Here is a 16,141-nt window from a genome sequence, read left to right on the forward strand (position 1 = left end):
GTTCAGCCGAGCGACAGGTGGTGACACATGCCCCGTGCCGGGCTCACGACCGACCGTCTCGTGGAGGCGGCGGCCGATCTCGCGGACGAGGTCGGCTTCGAGAACGTCACCGTGTCCGCGCTGGCGCGGCAGTTCGGGGTGAAGGACGCGAGCATGTACTCGCACGTGAAGAGCGTGCGGGAGCTGCGCGAGCGGATCGCGCTCCTCGCGGCCGGCGAGATGATCGACCGGATCGCCGCCGCGGTGGCCGGGCGTGCGGGCAAGGACGCGCTCGTCGCCTTCGCGGGCGCCTACCGGGAGTACGCGCTGGAGCGGCCGGGGCGATACCGGGCCACGCATCTGCAGCTCGACCCCGCCGTCGCCGCCGAGTCCGACGCCGGCCGGCGCACGGCAGAGGTCACGTACGGCATGCTGCGGGCGTACGGGCTGTCCGAGCCCGACCTCACCGATGCGGTACGCCTGCTGCGCAGCACCTTTCACGGCTACTGCCACCTCGAATCCATCGGCGGATTCGGCGCTCCCCGTGACGTACAGGCGTCCTGGGAGCGCGCGTTGGACGCCCTGCATGTGGCCCTGGAGCACTGGCCACGGACGAAGGACGGCGATCACGAGTGACCTGCGGTTCGCGCTCCGACGGCCGCTACTCGGTGCGCAGCGCCGTGGCCGTACGGGCCTTGGCCGCCCAGCCGGCCGGGAGCATCGCGCCCAGCACGGCGATCACGATCCCGGCCAGCCCCAGCAGCACCAACTGCGGAGCGTCGTACACCTCGAGGATGGACGGCGGCAGATTGGTGCCCGCCGCATGCCCCATCACCGGCAGCACATAGCCGTGCAGTGCGAACCCGAGAGGCACTCCGACCAGCCCGCCGATCAGGCCGATCCCGGCGACCGAGGCGAGCACAAGGCTCAAGGTCTGCCGCGGAGACATGCCGAGCGCCTTGCAGACGCCCAGGTCGTGGACGCGTTCGCGGGTGTCGAGGACGACGGAGTTGAGCACGCCCAGGCCCGCCACGGAAACCAGCATGAGCGTGAGCAACACCGCCATCGCATCCAGGATGAGGATCATGCTCTCCTGCTCCGAGGGCGAGTTGGCGAAGACGTCGCCGCCCAGCGGTTCCACCACCGCGGTGAGCTTCTCGGCGTACTCGGCGGGGGAGACGCCCGGCTTCACCGCGATCTGGAAGGTCTGGGGCTTGGCCTTGGCGAAGGTGGCCATGTCCGCGTTGAGGTGCAGCCCGTCATCGGAGGTGTCGAAGGCCTCGCCGACAATCCGCAGCGTCTGCGTGTCCTTCTGGTACGTGACCCGCACGGTGTCGCCGATCCTGGTGCCTGTCCGCTCCAGGAACCCCGTCGGCACGACGGCCTGCCCCGGGCCGGTGAACCACCGCCCGGAGATCATCTCGTAGCGTCCGGCACTCGTGTCGCCCTGGTACAAGCTGGCCTCCACCGCACCGGAGAGGCCCGTCACCGCGACCTGCCCCTGGGTCAGCCCGTAGTACGAGGCGGTGCCCGACTGGGCCTTGATGGCGGCGCTGACCTTCTCCGGGTCGGCGGACGGCATCTCCGGCGCCTCACCCGAGGGCGGCCCGCCGCGGGGCTTCCTCTCGACGCTCGGTCCGCCGCCCGCTCCCTCCGGTACGCCGCTGATGGCGGTGACCGCCGAGCGCTCCTCGGGGTCCGACGCCGCACCGACCGCGTTCAGGGACTGCGTCAGCCCCACCGCGAAGGTCGCCGCGACGGTGCCGAAGGCAACCGCCAGCAGCAGCGCGATCGTACGGACCGGATGTGTGAAGGGACTTGCCAGTCCGTACGTCACCGCCCGCGGCAGCGGCAGCCGGCCCGCCGCCCGGTGCGCCCACTGACCGCGCCCTGTCCGCGGCGCCCGGCCGACCGCGATGGCCTCGACCGTATGCAGCCGCCCCGCCCGCAGCGCGGGGACCAGCGCCGCCATTCCGACGATCAGCAGCGCCACGAGCGGCACCACGACATCCACCCACCACGCCACGGTGAGCGAGGCCGTGCCGTACACCTGCTCGGTGTCCTCCAGCAGCGGTACGGCGAGCAGATTGCCCAGTCCGACCCCGAGCACAATGCCCGCACCGGCCGGGATCAACGCCTGTGCCACATAGGCGCGTACAACCTCGCGCGGGGTGAAGCCGATGGCCTTGAGGATGCCTATCCGGCGCAGGCTGGTGCCGACCGAACCGCTCACCACGCTGCCGATGATGATCACCGACATCACGATGCCGAGCACACCGAAGGCGAGGAGGAACGGAATGGTCGCCCGCGCACCGGAGTCGGCGGCCCGCTTGGTGTCCAGATACGACTGGGTGCCCACCAGCGCCCCCGACGGCATGGCGGCGACGAGCGCCTTGCGGTCGGCGGCGATCTGCCCCTTCGAGCCGGCGTCGGCGAACCGGTAGAGCATCTGGCTCGTGACCGGGCTGTCCTTCGAGGCGAGCGACCTGACCTGCCCGGGCGTCGCCCACGCGTCGGCGGTCTTGGCCACCGAGGTGGCGAAGCCCACGACCGTCAGCGTCTGCCCACCGGCTTCGTCCGACGTCTTCAGGGTGGAGCCGACCTTGAGGACGGGCCCGGTGAACGACGCGGAGAGCACGATCTCGCCGGGCTTTCGGGCCCACCGCCCGGACTTGAGGTCCAGGTCGTCCACGTCGGCGTGCGGACCGGACCGCCCGACCAGGGTCAGGCTCGGCAGATGCCCGCCCTGCGAATCCACCGGCTGAAAGGAAGTCGACGGGTAGGGCCCGCCACTCGCGGTGACTCCCTCCAGCTGCTTGGTCTCCTTGAGCTGAGCCTCGCTCACCTTGTCCGGATCGAATTGCACGGTCAGATGTGCGCCGTGCTGCTTGGCGAAGGCGTGGTCGAAGGGCGCGTTCGTCGCGACCATGAGCGATCCGGCGACGACGGCCGAGGCCACGGCCATCATCGTGGCGATGGCGATCACCACCGTCTGGACCCGTCGCCGACCCACCCCGGCCCGTATGACCCGGCCGAGCGGGCCCGTACCCCAGCGGCTCATCGGGCGGCCTCCGCAGGGGTCTCGAGCGCCAGATGACCGTCGACCAGATGGATCGTGCGGCTGGCGCAGGCCTCCGCCAGCGCCAGATCGTGCGTCACCAGCACGATCGTCTGCCCCCCGCGGTGCAGATCCACGAGCAGCTCCCTTACGTCGTGGCCCGAAGCGGTGTCGAGTGCGCCGGTCGGTTCGTCGGCGAGCAGCAGCGCGGGCCGGTTGACCAGCGCCCGGGCCACCGCGACCCGCTGGCGTTCGCCGCCGGAGAGCCGGCCCGGATAGGCGAGGGCGTGCTTGCTGATGCCCAGCACCTCCATCAGCTCGGCGGCGCGGGCTGCCGCCTTCTTCCGCGAGGTCCCGGTGAGCTGGGCGGGGAGCTGGACGTTGTCGGCGACGGTGAGGTCGTCGAGCAGATTGAAGAACTGGAAAACAATGCCGATCTGCTCGCGGCGGAACCGGGCCAGCCCGTGCTCGCTCAGCTGGTCGACCTGCTGGCCGGCCACGGTCACCGAGCCCTCGGTCGGCTTGTCCAGACCGGCGACGAGGTTCAGCAGCGTCGACTTCCCGCTGCCGGAGGGGCCCGTCACGGCCAGGGCCTCGCCCTTGGCGACGCTCAGGTCGATCGGTCCGAGCGCAGGTGCGCCGGCGCTGTCGTACCGCTTGGCCACACCTGTCAGTTCGATCACGTGGGTCATGGGAGTTGTCCCGTCCTTGGGGTTCGCGAGGGCTCATGCCTGTGCCGGCTCGGCAAACGTAGGGACGGGCGGTTCTGCGGCGCGTCGGCCGCGGCACCGACGTCCGGCCGTTCCCGCGGATGATGCGGCCGCGGGGTCATACCTGCGGCGTACGCCTGCGGGACAGCTTCCGTGGTCGCGCAGGCGGACGCGGGGCGGTGCGGAAGGGCCGCACAATGTGCTGATGGAGACGGAGGACCGCCGCGGCTGGCGCCGGCAGCTGCGCGACGTGCTGCGCCCGGACGCGAAGCCCGCACCGCTGTCGCGGCGGGCGGTGCGCGCCGATGTGCTGCTGGCGGTGCTGCTGACGGTGGTCGCGCTGGTCGTGGCGGCGCGTTACCCCGACGGCGGGCTGGTCCAGTACAAACAGGACGCGCCGTATCCGCCCCCGGTACCTGTGCCTCCCGGGGAGGTCGTGCCCCACGAGGAAGAGCGCTCGTCGATGATCTGGCCGCTCGTCGTGCTGGCGGCGCTGCCGCTCGCGTACCGGCGCCGCTGTCCGCTGACCGCGTTCGCGGTGGTGATGGGCGCGACGCTGGTCATGGTCGACGACGCCACCTGGATGAACGTGGTGACCTGCGTCCTCGGCGCGTACAGCGCCGTCATCTACAGCCGCCACCGGACGCGGGCCATGGCCGGCATGGTCCTCGCCGCCGTGCTGGCCGGTCTCGCGTTCAAGAACACGGAACCGATCCTGCCGGGCTGGTCGAGCCCGGCCGTCGTGCTGCTCATCGCCGGCGCACTGGCCGGCCTGGTCCGGTTCTGGCAGCGGCAGTTGGCGGCCAGCCGCGACCGCTACACGGAGTTGCAGCAGGCACAGCAGGAGGCCATGCGGCGGGCCGTTGCGGAAGAGCGTTCCAGGATCGCCGCCGAGCTGCATGACGTGGTGACCCACAATGTGAGCGTGATGGTGATCCAGGCGGGTGCGGCGCGCAAGGTGATGGACGCGGAGCCCGAGCGGTCCAAGACGGCGCTGCTCGCGGTCGAAGCGGGGGGCAGGGCCGCCATGGCCGAACTGCGGCATGTGATGGGCCTGCTCGCCGCTCCCCACCATGAGCGCCCCGACGGCTTCGAACCCCAGCCGGGCCTCGGACAGCTCGGCGCCCTGGTCGAGCGGGTGCGGGCCGCCGGCACGCCGGTGCGCGTCGCGGTGTCGCTGCCGCCGGACCCGCTGCCGCCCGGGGTGGACCTCGCGGCGTACCGCGTCGTCCAGGAGGCGCTGACCAACACCATCAAGCACGCGCCCGGCGCCGACGCCGCCGTCATGATCGGCTACACCGAGGACAGTCTGGAAATCGAGGTCACCGACACCGGCGGTGTGCGGGACGCCGTGCCGACGGACGGCAATGGCCGCGGCCTCATCGGACTGGGCGAGCGGCTGGCGGTCTACAAGGGCGAACTGACGTCCGGGCCGACCCTCGCCGGAGGCTACCGGATCAAGGCGCGAGTCCCCTGGCGGACCGTATGAGCCGGCCGCCCCTGCGGGCCGTCATCGCCGACGATCAGGCCCTGGTGCGTACGGGCTTCGGGATGATCCTCGCCGCCGACGGGATCGAGGTGACGGGTGAGGCGGCCGACGGGGTCGAGGCGGTCGCCGCGGTCCGCCGCACACGGCCCGACGTCGTGCTCATGGACATCCGGATGCCGCAGATGGACGGCATCGAAGCGACCCGGCACATCCTGGCCGACGGCGGCCCGGACGCCACCCGGGTCATCATCCTGACCACCTACGACCTCGACCACTACGTCTACGCCGCGCTCACCGCCGGCGCCAGCGGCTTCCTGCTCAAGGACGTCACCCCCGAGCATCTGGTGGCCGCTGTACGCCTGGTGCAGTCCGGCGACGCCCTGCTCGCGCCCACGATCACCCGTCGGCTGATCGAACGCTTCGCCCACCGCGACGAGCCGGGGACCACCACCCTGCACCGCGACCTGTCCGGCCTGACCCCGCGCGAGCTCGAAGTGCTCCGGCTGCTCGCGACGGGCCTCAGCAACGCCGAACTTGCCGACCGGCTCTTCCTCAGCCCCACCACGGTCAAGACCCACATCGGCCGCATCCTGTCGAAGTTGGAACTGCGCGACCGCGTCCAGGCCGTCGTCTTCGCCTACGAGACGGGGCTGATCGCCCCGGGAGGCGGCGCCTAGTCGGCCCGACCGGCGTGGGAGCCCCCTACCTGGTGGTTCCGGCGGTGCTGGGCGTTGGGGCCCTCTGCACTGAGCGCCTGCACCTCGGCGTACGTCGGCGCGGTGCCCCGGAGTGTCCGTCCGGCGCGGATGTCCGCCATCGTTTCCAGGACCGCGCCGAGCGCCCGCCGGTAGAGGAGCGAGCCGAGGCTGATCCTGCGTACGCCGAGGTCGCCGAGTTGGGCGATGGTCGGGCCGGAGGGTGAGTAGAGGATGTTGAGCGGGACGTCGAGGGTCTTCAGGAGGACGGAGATCCCGGCCGGGTCGGTCAGGCCCGGGACGAACACCCCGTCCGCGCCCGCTCGTTGGTAGGCGTCGAGTCGGCGGACCGTTTCCCGTTCGTCCCCGTCGCCCAGCCAGTAGGTGTCGGTGCGGGCGTTGACGAAGAGGTCCGGCACGGCCGCCTTCACCGCGGCGATCTTCGCGGCATGCAGTGCGGCGGATCCGAGGCCGTCCTCCAGGTTGATACCGACGGCTCCGGAGGCGGACAGTTCGCGCGCCAACTCGGCGACTTCGTCGGGATCTTGGCTGAACCCGTCCTCGGCGTCCACGGACAGGAAGTAGGGACCCGCGCCGAGTTGCCGGGCCAGGCTCAGCGTCACGCCCCTGGTGGCCCCGGCGCCGTCCGGCAGACCGACGGCGGCCGCGACGCCGAGACTCGTCGTGCCGATCGCCTCGAACCCCTGGGCCGCGAGCAGCGCCGCGGAGGCGTGGTCCCAGGCGTTGGGCAGGAGGAGGGGTGCGCCAGTGTGATGCAGCGCGGCGAAGGGCGTCCCGCTCATACCGGTCATACCGGCCTCCCGACCGCATCGGCGTAGTACGTCGATCCCTTGAGATGCAGGGCCAGCTCGCGGAACGTCCAGCCGTCACCCGGAGAATCGTCGAGTTGCTGCTCGGTCAGCGCACCGAGCCGGTTCGCCCAGATCCTGGCAAGGCGCGTGAGCCGGCTGCGCGCCTCGTCAAGGTCCTCCTGCGTGAACGGCGCGAGGTCCGCCTCGGTGGTGCTCGCCGACGCGTGCCAGTGGTCGGGCTGCGGCGCCTCGCCCACGAGCCGGGCCTCCAGCTCCGCCAGGTGGTCGACGAGATGATCGGCGACGCGTCGGATCGCCTTGTGCGGGGTGTAGACACGGTCGTCGATGTGGGCGGGCTTGCCGTCCCAGGCGGTCCAGGTGGCCGCGAGGTCGAGGACGTGGTCGACCATGGCGACGACGGCCTCGGCCGGTGTTTCCTTCGGGGAATCGGTCATGTCGAAACGCTAGAGGCGGAACACTTCGGCGCCTGCCGAAACGTGCCGCCACATCAGTGCGCTCACAGGGGCGTCACCGACCACGACGACTCCGAGGATCGCGCGTCTGACGTACTGAAGCGAAAGCGCGCCGACTCACCCGAGGCCCAGCTCACGCCGACTTCGTAGGCCCCCTCGACCTTCACGGACACCAGCTCCGTGAGGGGCAGAGGATCCGGGTCGGCGGTGAGGCGGGCGAGGGTGACGAAGAGTGTGGCTTCCTCTTCGGTGACGCCGGTGGAGTCCAACAGGCCGTGCATTGAGAGGAGTTCGGATCGGACTCCTTCTCCGGGCCGCCATCCCGTGACCCGTACCGGAGTGCCGGCGGCCGCTCCCGCCACCAGATGGGCACGCACCTCCACCGCGCCCCGGGCGACGACGAGACTGGTGACCCGGATGCCCTCCGTGACCGTGTGGCGGGACGCCGCCCAGCCTTCGCCCACCCCCAGCGGCTCGATGTCCGTGCGGCTCGCGTCGTCGCCGACGATCACGCTGTTGTCGTAAGACGGCGAAGGCTCCGTCGTCGTCGAGTACGCGAGCCGGGTGTAGTACGGGTCGTAGCGGACGTCCTCGCTGCCGTGGTTGTGGAGGCGGACCAGGCCGTCGGAACCGGTCGACTGGAGAAGCCAGTTGGGTGGTCCGACGGGGGTGACGGCGTCGCCGCGGTCCGCCGGGCCCGGCTCCTCACGCGCCGTCCAGGCCTCGTGGTCCGGTGGCAGGAGCAGGCCGAGGAAGGCCTTGCTCGCCCAGTACGGGGAGGCGGGGCCCGAATAGTCCTGCAGGAGCGCCTCGTCGGGGCCGTGCCAGCCGAGGGTGAGCAGGCCGCGGTCGTCCACGGCGCCCCGGTCGAGGAAGTAGCGCAGGGCGCCGGAGGACAGGCGTCGGGTCTCGCCCGGGGAGAGGGGTGTGGAGCCGGTGAGAGCGCCGAGCCAGAGTGGTGCGGTGGTCGCGAAGCGGTAGGTCAGGGAGCGGCCCTGGAGCATCGGCGCGCCGTCGCCGCCGAACAGGCGGGCGTAGTCCCCGAGATGGGCGTCCAGTCGGCCGCCGTACAGCTCCAGCAGGTCGGCGTCGTCCGCCAGCCACGCGTGCAGCACCGGGTACAGGTGCATCGCCCAGCCGTTGTAGTAGTCGAACTTGCGGCCTTCGCCGTCGGTGTACCAGCCGTCGCCGACGTACCACTGCTCGATGCGCTCCAGGCCGCGGTCGATCGCGGCGCGCGAGGCCTCGGGCTCGTGACCGATCTCCTGGAGGAAGCCACCGACCGTCACGGGGAACAACTCCCAGTTGCAGGGCCAGGCTTCGGCCGTCAGCGCGTCGCCGAGCCAGGCCGCGGCCCGCTGCCGTACGCCGTCGTCGAGGCGGTCCCACAGCAGCGGCCGGGTCAGCCGCAGCGCGAGGGCGATCGACGCGGCCTCGACGAGGGGCTGGCTGCGGTGTTCTATGCGGGGCCAGACGCCCGCCGTGCCGGCGGCGAGGCCGTCCGCGTACCGCTCCAGGACCTTCTCGTCGCGGCGGAAGGCGGCGAGGAGGAGCGTGCGCGCGTAACCCTCCAGGCCGTCGGAGAGCCTGCCGGACCAGCTCGTGTGCGTACCGGGGAGGTGGTAGAGCGCGCCGTCCTCGGTCGCGTACGGCGCGACGGCGGCGAGCAGGGAGTCGGCGACCGCCTCCCAGTGGGCGCGGGTGTAACCGGTGTACGGGCTGAGGGTGCGGTCCTCGGGTGGCATCGATCTGGTCCTGTCTCGGTCGGGAGCTGCGGAGGTGCCAGTACCTGGGGCGCCCCGGTTCCGGTCGGGACGCCCCAGGAGTTCATCCCACCCTCACCAGGCCGGCCGGCACCAGATGCTGGGTGACGAGTTCGTCCCGGACCAGCCCCGCGTAGACCGTCGCGCCGTGCGCCGAGGTGTGGGTGTTGTCCCGCTTCTCGTTGTAGAGGTAGATCGCCTTGGAACCCTCGACGCCCAGGGATTCGACGAGAGCCTTGGTCTTGGCCGTGAGGTCGATCAACGGGACGTTCTCGGCGGCGGCGACCGAGCGGATGACGGCGGGGTGGTCGACGCCCAGGCCGTTCACCAGCAGCGCGGTGTTGTTGTTCAGGGTGCCGTCCGCGCTGAACCAGCGGCGCACGATCGGGGTGACGAGGACCGGCTCGCCGCCCTGGGCGCGGACGCCGGCGACGAGCGTTTCGAGGTTGGCCCGGTAGGTCGCCTCGTCGGTCGTCTTGTCGTTGTGGGCCAGCTGGATGAGCACCAGGTCGCGCTTGCCGATGAGCGGCTGAACGGTCGGGAAGAGCGCCGGGGTGGCGAGGTAGGTGACCGTACTCTCGCCGGAGTCCGCGTAGTTGGCGACCGAGAGACCCTTGCGGAGGTACTCGGGCAGCTGCTGGCCCCAGCCCGAGTACGGGTCGCCCGGCTGGTCGCACACTGTCGAGTCGCCGACCAGGAAGATCTGGCGGGTGTGCGTGGCCGGGGTCACCCGGATGTCGGCGAGTGCGGGGGCGGAGCCGCCGATGACGAGGTCCAGGCCCGGGGTGCCCTCGGGGCCTGTCGGCTCGCCCTCGGGGGTACGGACGTTCACGGTGAAGCTGCGGGCCACGGTCCGGCCGGCCTCGGTGGCGGTCTCGGGGAGCAGGGAGCGGCGGGTCTCGCCGCTGATGGCGGTACTGTCCGCGGCGTCCCCGCCGAGGACGACACGGACGTCGTACGTGCCGGGCGCGACGTCGAAGTGGCAGGCGTTCGCCGTGCAGTTCTCCAGGCCCAGGGCGCGCCGCCCGCCGTGCGCGTGCGCCGGCGTGGCCGACAGGGCGGTGACGGTGGCCATGACCGACACGGCGGCGGTGACGGTGACGCGTCTCATTGCGGCTCCTCCAACAGGACGACAAGACCTGGCCGCTGGACCGTACCGCTCATCGGCAAGCGCTTTCTAGGGTGCGGCTCGATTTCGCATGACCGCCAACCCCCAACAAGCGAAAGCCCTTTCGCAAAGTTGATTCAACTGTCACTCTGCGAACACTCGCACCCCCACACCTCCGAAGGAGGCACCCCCATGTCCGGACCCCTGAACAGACCGGTCCGACGCCGTACCTTCGTGCTCGGCAGCGCGGCCGCCGCCGGTTCCGCGGCCCTCGCCGGACCGCTCGCCGAGTCGGCGTCCGCGGCGAGCTTCGGCTGGAGCGACGACGGCTCGCACTACGTCGTCGACACCGGCGCCAACCTGGTCTTCAAGGTCAGCAAGACCAACGGCGACCTGACCTCGCTCGTCCACCGGGGCACGGAGTACCAGGGCTACGGCGGCAAGAACTCGCACGTCGAGTCGGGGCTCGGCACCTCCACCGTGACGATCGCGCAGTCCGGTTCGACGATCCTGATCTCCGTCGCGTACGGCACGCTCAGGCACTACTACGCGGCCCGCAGCGGCGAGAACAACGTCTACCTGTGGACCAACAAGGCGGACACGTCGGTGTCGGCGACCCGCTACATCGTGCGCGTCAAGGCGGGTCTGTTCCTCAACGACGAGCCCGACTCCTACACGTACGCGCCCACCACCGTCGAGGCCTCGGACGTGTTCGCCAAGTCCGACGGCCAGACCCGCTCCAAGCACTACTCGAAGCTCCGCGTCATCGACTACGACTACATCGGCTGGAACACCGGCAGCGTCGGCCTGTGGATCGTGCTCAGCAACCACGAGAAGGCCTCCGGCGGCCCGTTCTACCGCTCTCTCCTGCGCCATCAGAGCGCCGACGGCGGCGGTCTGTACGAGATCCTCTACTACGGCGAGAACCAGACCGAGGCCCAGCGCTTCGGCCTCCAGGGCCCGTACGTCATCGCCTTCACGGACGGCGGCGCGCCCTCCTCCTCCCTCTTCCCGGGCACCCTGACCACCTCGTGGGCGGACTCGCTCGGCATCTCCGGTTATGTCGCGGCCGGCGGCCGGGGCCGGGTCGCGGGCGTCGGCATCACCGGGCGGAACACGGCGTACCCGTACACCGTGGGGCTCGCCAACTCGGCGGCGCAGTACTGGGGTTCGGCGCGTTCGTCCGACGGCTACTTCTCGATCCCCGGGGTGCTGCCGGGGACGTACACGCTCACCGTCTTCAAGGACGAGTTGGCCGTCCACACGACCTCGGTGACGGTGACGGCAGGTACCACGACGTCCCTCAACACCATCTCGATCCCGTCCTCGAACGACCCGGGCAACGCGAGCGCCGTCTGGCGGATCGGCGACTGGACCGGCACACCGAGCGGCTTCAAGAACGCGGCGCTGATGACGTACGCACATCCCTCGGACGTACGGGCCTCCTCCTGGACGGGGAACGTGGTGATCGGGAGCGGCAGCGAGACCGCCGCCTTCCCCGCGTACATCTGGAAGGACGTCAACAGCGGGCTGCTGGTGTACTTCAAGCTGACCGCCGCCCAGGCCGCCGCCGCGCACACCCTCCGCATCGGGGTGACGACGGCGTACGCGAACGGCCGGCCGCAGGTCACCGTCAACAGCTGGGTGTCGGCGATCCCCTCACCGCCCACGCAGCCGAGCACCCGGTCACTGACGGTCGGTTCGTACCGGGGCAACAACTACACGTTCACGTACAGCGTTCCGGCAAGTGCGTGGCTCACGGACGTCGGCCAGTACAACGTGCTGAAGATCGATGTGGTGAGCGGCTCGGGGACGACGGGTTATCTCAGCGCGGGTACGTCGATCGACGCGATCGACCTGCTGGCCTGAGCACCGCTGCCCGGCACCGATGTCGGTGGTGCCGGGTAGCGTCTTCCTGGACGCGGCACGCGCCGCCGGCTTCGCCGAGGTGAGTCGCCCCAGTCCTCGGCGGGCCGTCATGCGGATCGACTTCTGAGCGTGCGTGTGGTGGGCGCGCTGTGCCGAACGCTCACGTGCCCCTCGTCCACTGCTGGTTGGTGCCTCCGTTGCAGGTGTATGTGATCATTGCGGCGGAGTTGGCGGTGGAGGCGCCGGAGACGTCCAGGCATTCGCCACTGGCGCGGGACTTCAGGAGGACGTAGCTGCCCGAGGTGGTGACCGACCACTGTTGGGTGGTCGCCGAGCCGTTGCAGTTCTCCTGGGTGACGTTGGTGGCGTTCTCCTGCACACACAGGGAGCTGCCCCGGCCCATCAGCTGGTAGGAGCCGCTGCCGACGGACTTGAACCAGAACTTCTGGTTGTTGCCGCCGTTGCAGGTGTACTGACTGAGCGCGACCCCGGCGAGCAGTGACTGGCTGGGCACGTCGGCGCACTTGCCGGAGTGATGGGCCGTCAGCGTCTCGTACGTGGCGCTCGTCCCGGCGATCGTCCCGGCGGCCGTGTCGACCGTGATCTCCGGGTACCAGGACATGGACATCGTGGTCGTCGTCGGGAAGGTCAACGGCAGCCATACGTAACGGGAGTCGTTGACGGTGCCCCCGAAGGAGTTGCCCCAGCGGTCGCCCATGTAGAGGTACGACGTGCCCGAAGTCCCCTGCACGGGGAGGACGTACGCGGTCTGCGAGCCGTACGCCGTCGAGTCGCCGACGTTGGTCATCGCCGTCCAGGGACCCGCGATGTTCGTCGCGGTGGCGTACTGCTGCTGGTTGGCGTTCCAGCCGGTCGCGGCCGACGTCAGCATGAAGTAGACGTTGCCCCGCTTGAAGAGGGCGGGTGCCTCGCGGTGTCCGCCGTGCCAGGGGTCGGCGACCAGGCCCTCGATGCCGGTGTAGTCGGCGGTGAGCCTGTAGATCTGCAGGTCGTAGTTCTCACGCGCGGCCGACGCCATGTAACCCGTGCCGTCCGTGTCGACGAAGACCGTGATGTCGCGGGACATGTACTGGCCGAGCGGCCGGAAGCTGCCCTGGTAGCTGTAGGTGCCGTCGACCGTGTTCGAGACGGCTACGGCGGCGCGCGCCTCGCTGTAGTCGGTGCCGTTCTCCTTGTGCATCCACATCACGAACTTGCCGGTGGACGCGTTGTACATGACCTTCGGACGCTCGATGTTGGCGCTCGCCAGCTCGGACGAACTGGACTGACTCAGCACATGGTTGCGGAACTCCCAGTTCTTCAGGTCGGTGGAGCGGTAGGCGTCCACGTACTGGAAGGTGTTGTCGGCGTTGCGGTGCTCGCCGAACCAGTAGTAGTAGCTGCCGACCTTGATGACTCCGCCGCCGTGCGCGTGCACGACGTTGCCCGAAGTGTCCGTGAACTGGGTGCCGTTGGTGATGGTCTGCGCCGCGGCCTGGGCGGGGCCGGCGGTGGCCAGACCTCCCGCCGCGGCGAGACACAGGGCGACGAGTATCGCGTAGACGCGCCTCACCCCGGGGGCTCTCCTCGCGACGGCGCGGATGAGTGGGCGGATGAGGTGCACGCGGCGCTGTCCGTCGTGGTGTTCCTGGTGTCGTTCACTGCGGCTCATACGGTGACCGTCCGTCCGGTATATCGAACCGTATTTGTCATTACGAACGCTGCGACCGCCGAAAAGGTAAGCGCGTACTACGGCGAGGTCAACGGGTCGGACGCGACGGGAGTTGTCAGCCGGGGCGGCGGCCCGAGGCCGGCCGGGCCGCCTCGGCATAGGCCCGTACCGGCGGACTCCGTAGGCAAGTTTTTGTTATCGGCGTGCGTCGGTGCCGTCTCCGGTGATGTGCGCAGTCATAGCCATCAGAAGTCAGCGGCCGTCGCCGGGGTCCTCGCGGCGGTTGCCGTCATGTGCAGTGCTCCCACCGCGGCGGCGGGCGGAGGCCGGGACGTCACGGCTGATGTGCTCGCGGGCCAGGACGTGACGCTCGCCGGTGACACGGTGGTGACCGTGCCGGCGGGGACGACAACGTACGACGGAGTGTTCCGTGGCGAGGGCACGCTCACCGTGCGGGGCAGCGGGACGCTGATCCTGACCAAGGACAGCGACTTCACGCTCCCCGAGGCGCGGCAACGGCAGACGGTGAAGACGCAGGGCGGCAACCACCCGTACACGACGGTCGCCAACCCCGATCCGCCCGCGGTGACGGTGGCGCACGGCGCGACCCTGCAGTACGGGACGGGCGGTGGGACGGGCCTGATCGGTCATTTCCCGTACAGCACACCCGGTTATCAACTGAACCAGCTGAACGTCCGCGTCGACGGCACCCTGCGCCTCTCGCTCACCCGTACCTTCAACATCGGCACGATCAGCGGATCGGGCCTGGTCACCCAGCCCCGCACCATGTGGGGCACGCTCGACCTGGCCGGAACCCACCCCTTCTCAGGTGTGATCGACAACGGGACGGGCATGGCGGTCGGCCGCCCCGAGTACCCGGTGGCCCTCCCGAACGCCCGCGCCATCCTCAATCAGGGCTCCTGGATCATCGACACCCCGCTGTACAAGACCATCACCCTGCGCCAGAACTTCTATCAGCGCGAGTACGGCAGCGACGTCAACGTCCACACACGCCCCGGCAGCAAGGTCGTGCTCACCGGCCAGTACAGCTACAGCGACCGGGGCGGCGACACCCACCCCTCGCTGAGCGACCCGGACATCAACTGGCGCAGGGTTCCCCATGACGTGAACAAGCGCGGCACCAACATCGAGGGCGCGAACGTCCAATGGGGCGACGGCACGACCCACAAGATCTTCATGCCGGGCACCAAGGACACCGTCTACATCAACCTGCACGAGGCGAGCGGACGGCGCTCGCTGCTGACGTTCGCGTACAACGGCCCGGTCACACTGGGCGCCCCCATCGGCGGTGGCAGGTATCACGACACACTGGCCGTGCCCGGCGCGGGGGACGTCGTGATCAAGGGGACGCGCGGCAACGACGTGACCTTCGCGGCGAAGCAGTACTACGACGGATCGACCACCATCGAGAAGGGTGCGGTGCTGCGGTTGGGGTCGGGTTCACCGGGCGGCGACGGCGCGCTGATGACGGGCACGGCGCGACGGCGCGTGGTGAACGACGGGACGTTCGTCGTTCACAACACCTCGACTCCCGTGACCCTCGCCCGGGTCGGCGGAACGGGCGAGCTCACCCAGTCGGGCGCCGCCACGACGACGCTGACGGGTGGCGAGGTGACGTACACGGGAACGACGACGGTCACGAAGGGCACGCTCGCCCTGGCCGGGGGCGCCTCGCTCGCGCGCAGCAAGGCGATCCGGCTCACGTCGCCCGACGCACGCCTGGACGCACGCGCGACGGGCCTGCGCGTGACGACGTCGCTCACCGGCAAGGGCACGGTGCGGGGCGCGGTGACGAACGAGGGCGTGGTCGCCGGCGCCCTCACGGTAACCGGCGACTACACCCAGCGGGCCAAGGGTGAACTGGTGCTCCGGGACAAGCCGTTGAAGGTGACCGGAGCCGTCCGCCTCGCCGGCGATCTCGACCTCTCCGAAGCCGCGATCGATCCCGCCCACGCCATCGATCCCGCCCACGAGATCACTCTGCTGAACCACACGGGCCGCGCGAAAACCACCGGCAGCTTCACCCATCTCCCCGAGGGCGCCACCCTCAAGCTTTCCGACACCACGTATCGCATCAGCTACCACGGGGGCGACGGCAACGACGTGGTCCTCAAGGCGACTTCGAAGCACCGCGCGGCGAGCCCGTCCGCCTCCGCCGCTCCCTCGGTTCAGCACACCGCCCTCGGCAAGAACGAGAGCACGCGCGCGTGGTGGCCGCTCCTGCTCGTGCCCATGCTGCTGGGCGCACTGGTCGTACCGTCGGCCCGGCGCAAGCGCGCGCGACGCCGCGGCGGACGTCGGCACGCCGCCTCCAGGTGACGGTCGGGCGCGCGCTTCGACGGCACCCGTGAAGGCCCGGTTACGCTCGGTGCCGCCGCTCTCGGGCGTGCCACAGACGCATCGCACACTGAGGCGGTCCGCGCCGCCGCGCTGTCGGCTTGGCATTGTTTCGGCGCTGTGAAACGCTGACTTTATGGCATATATGTCCGGTA

At 70.3% G+C, this 16,141-nt stretch carries 12 protein-coding genes; 5 read left to right on the top strand and 7 right to left on the bottom strand.

Annotated features, from left to right (window positions below; translation table 11 throughout):
• Nucleotides 1-27: 27 nt before the first annotated feature.
• Nucleotides 28-615, top strand: coding sequence for a TetR/AcrR family transcriptional regulator (locus tag IEY95_RS47175; protein WP_189192508.1), 588 nt, complete (start codon nt 28-30; stop codon nt 613-615).
• A 25-nt stretch (nt 616-640) separates the two neighbouring features.
• On the opposite strand, the gene IEY95_RS47180 is transcribed toward IEY95_RS47175, so the two are convergent.
• Both IEY95_RS47180 and IEY95_RS47185 read right to left on the bottom strand, forming a co-directional pair.
• Complete coding sequence (locus IEY95_RS47180; RefSeq protein WP_189192509.1) at nt 641-3,040, bottom strand: ABC transporter permease; 2,400 nt, start codon at nt 3,038-3,040, stop codon at nt 641-643.
• Nucleotides 3,037-3,729, bottom strand: a complete 693-nt coding sequence (locus IEY95_RS47185) for an ABC transporter ATP-binding protein (protein WP_189192510.1) — start codon at nt 3,727-3,729, stop codon at nt 3,037-3,039. Before IEY95_RS47185 ends, IEY95_RS47180 begins: the two co-directional genes overlap by 4 nt.
• A 223-nt stretch (nt 3,730-3,952) precedes the next feature.
• Here IEY95_RS47185 and IEY95_RS47190 point away from each other — a divergent pair, with 223 nt between their 5' ends.
• Nucleotides 3,953-5,236 carry a sensor histidine kinase gene (locus IEY95_RS47190; protein WP_189192511.1) on the top strand — a complete coding sequence of 428 codons (1,284 nt, stop codon included), beginning with the start codon at nt 3,953-3,955 and terminating at the stop codon, nt 5,234-5,236.
• A complete protein-coding gene (locus IEY95_RS47195; protein WP_189192512.1) occupies nt 5,233-5,913 on the top strand; it encodes a response regulator in 681 nt (226 codons plus the stop codon). The genes IEY95_RS47190 and IEY95_RS47195 overlap by 4 nt, the downstream gene beginning before the upstream one ends.
• On the opposite strand, the gene IEY95_RS47200 is transcribed toward IEY95_RS47195, so the two are convergent.
• The 4 genes from IEY95_RS47200 to IEY95_RS47215 form a co-directional block, all read right to left on the bottom strand.
• Nucleotides 5,910-6,734, bottom strand: coding sequence for an isocitrate lyase/PEP mutase family protein (locus IEY95_RS47200; protein ID WP_189192544.1), 825 nt, complete (start codon nt 6,732-6,734; stop codon nt 5,910-5,912). The genes IEY95_RS47195 and IEY95_RS47200 overlap by 4 nt on opposite strands.
• A 5-nt stretch (nt 6,735-6,739) precedes the next feature.
• Nucleotides 6,740-7,198: a hypothetical protein gene (locus IEY95_RS47205; RefSeq protein ID WP_189192513.1), complete on the bottom strand. Its 459-nt coding sequence runs from the start codon at nt 7,196-7,198 to the stop codon at nt 6,740-6,742.
• 62 nt (nt 7,199-7,260) lie between these two features.
• Nucleotides 7,261-8,961 carry a DUF2264 domain-containing protein gene (locus IEY95_RS47210; RefSeq protein WP_189192514.1) on the bottom strand — a complete coding sequence of 567 codons (1,701 nt, stop codon included), beginning with the start codon at nt 8,959-8,961 and terminating at the stop codon, nt 7,261-7,263.
• 82 nt (nt 8,962-9,043) lie between these two features.
• Entirely contained in the window at nt 9,044-10,090 is a 1,047-nt protein-coding gene (locus IEY95_RS47215) for a rhamnogalacturonan acetylesterase (protein ID WP_189192515.1), read from the bottom strand.
• 189 nt (nt 10,091-10,279) lie between these two features.
• Between IEY95_RS47215 and IEY95_RS47220 the strand changes: the two genes are divergently transcribed.
• Nucleotides 10,280-11,956: a rhamnogalacturonan lyase B N-terminal domain-containing protein gene (locus tag IEY95_RS47220; protein WP_189192516.1), complete on the top strand. Its 1,677-nt coding sequence runs from the start codon at nt 10,280-10,282 to the stop codon at nt 11,954-11,956.
• Between the two features lie 160 nt (nt 11,957-12,116).
• Here the strand turns inward: IEY95_RS47220 and IEY95_RS47225 are convergent, their stop codons facing one another.
• Nucleotides 12,117-13,529, bottom strand: a complete 1,413-nt coding sequence (locus IEY95_RS47225; RefSeq protein ID WP_189192545.1) for an RICIN domain-containing protein — start codon at nt 13,527-13,529, stop codon at nt 12,117-12,119.
• A 327-nt stretch (nt 13,530-13,856) separates the two neighbouring features.
• On the opposite strand from IEY95_RS47225, the gene IEY95_RS47230 reads away from it, so the two are divergent.
• A complete protein-coding gene (locus IEY95_RS47230) occupies nt 13,857-15,968 on the top strand; it encodes an autotransporter (protein WP_189192517.1) in 2,112 nt (703 codons plus the stop codon).
• Nucleotides 15,969-16,141: the final 173 nt, after the last annotated feature.

Origin of the sequence: Streptomyces albiflavescens, from assembly GCF_014645835.1 — a bacterium.
In the GTDB taxonomy this organism is placed as follows: Bacteria; Actinomycetota; Actinomycetes; order Streptomycetales; family Streptomycetaceae; genus Streptomyces; species Streptomyces albiflavescens.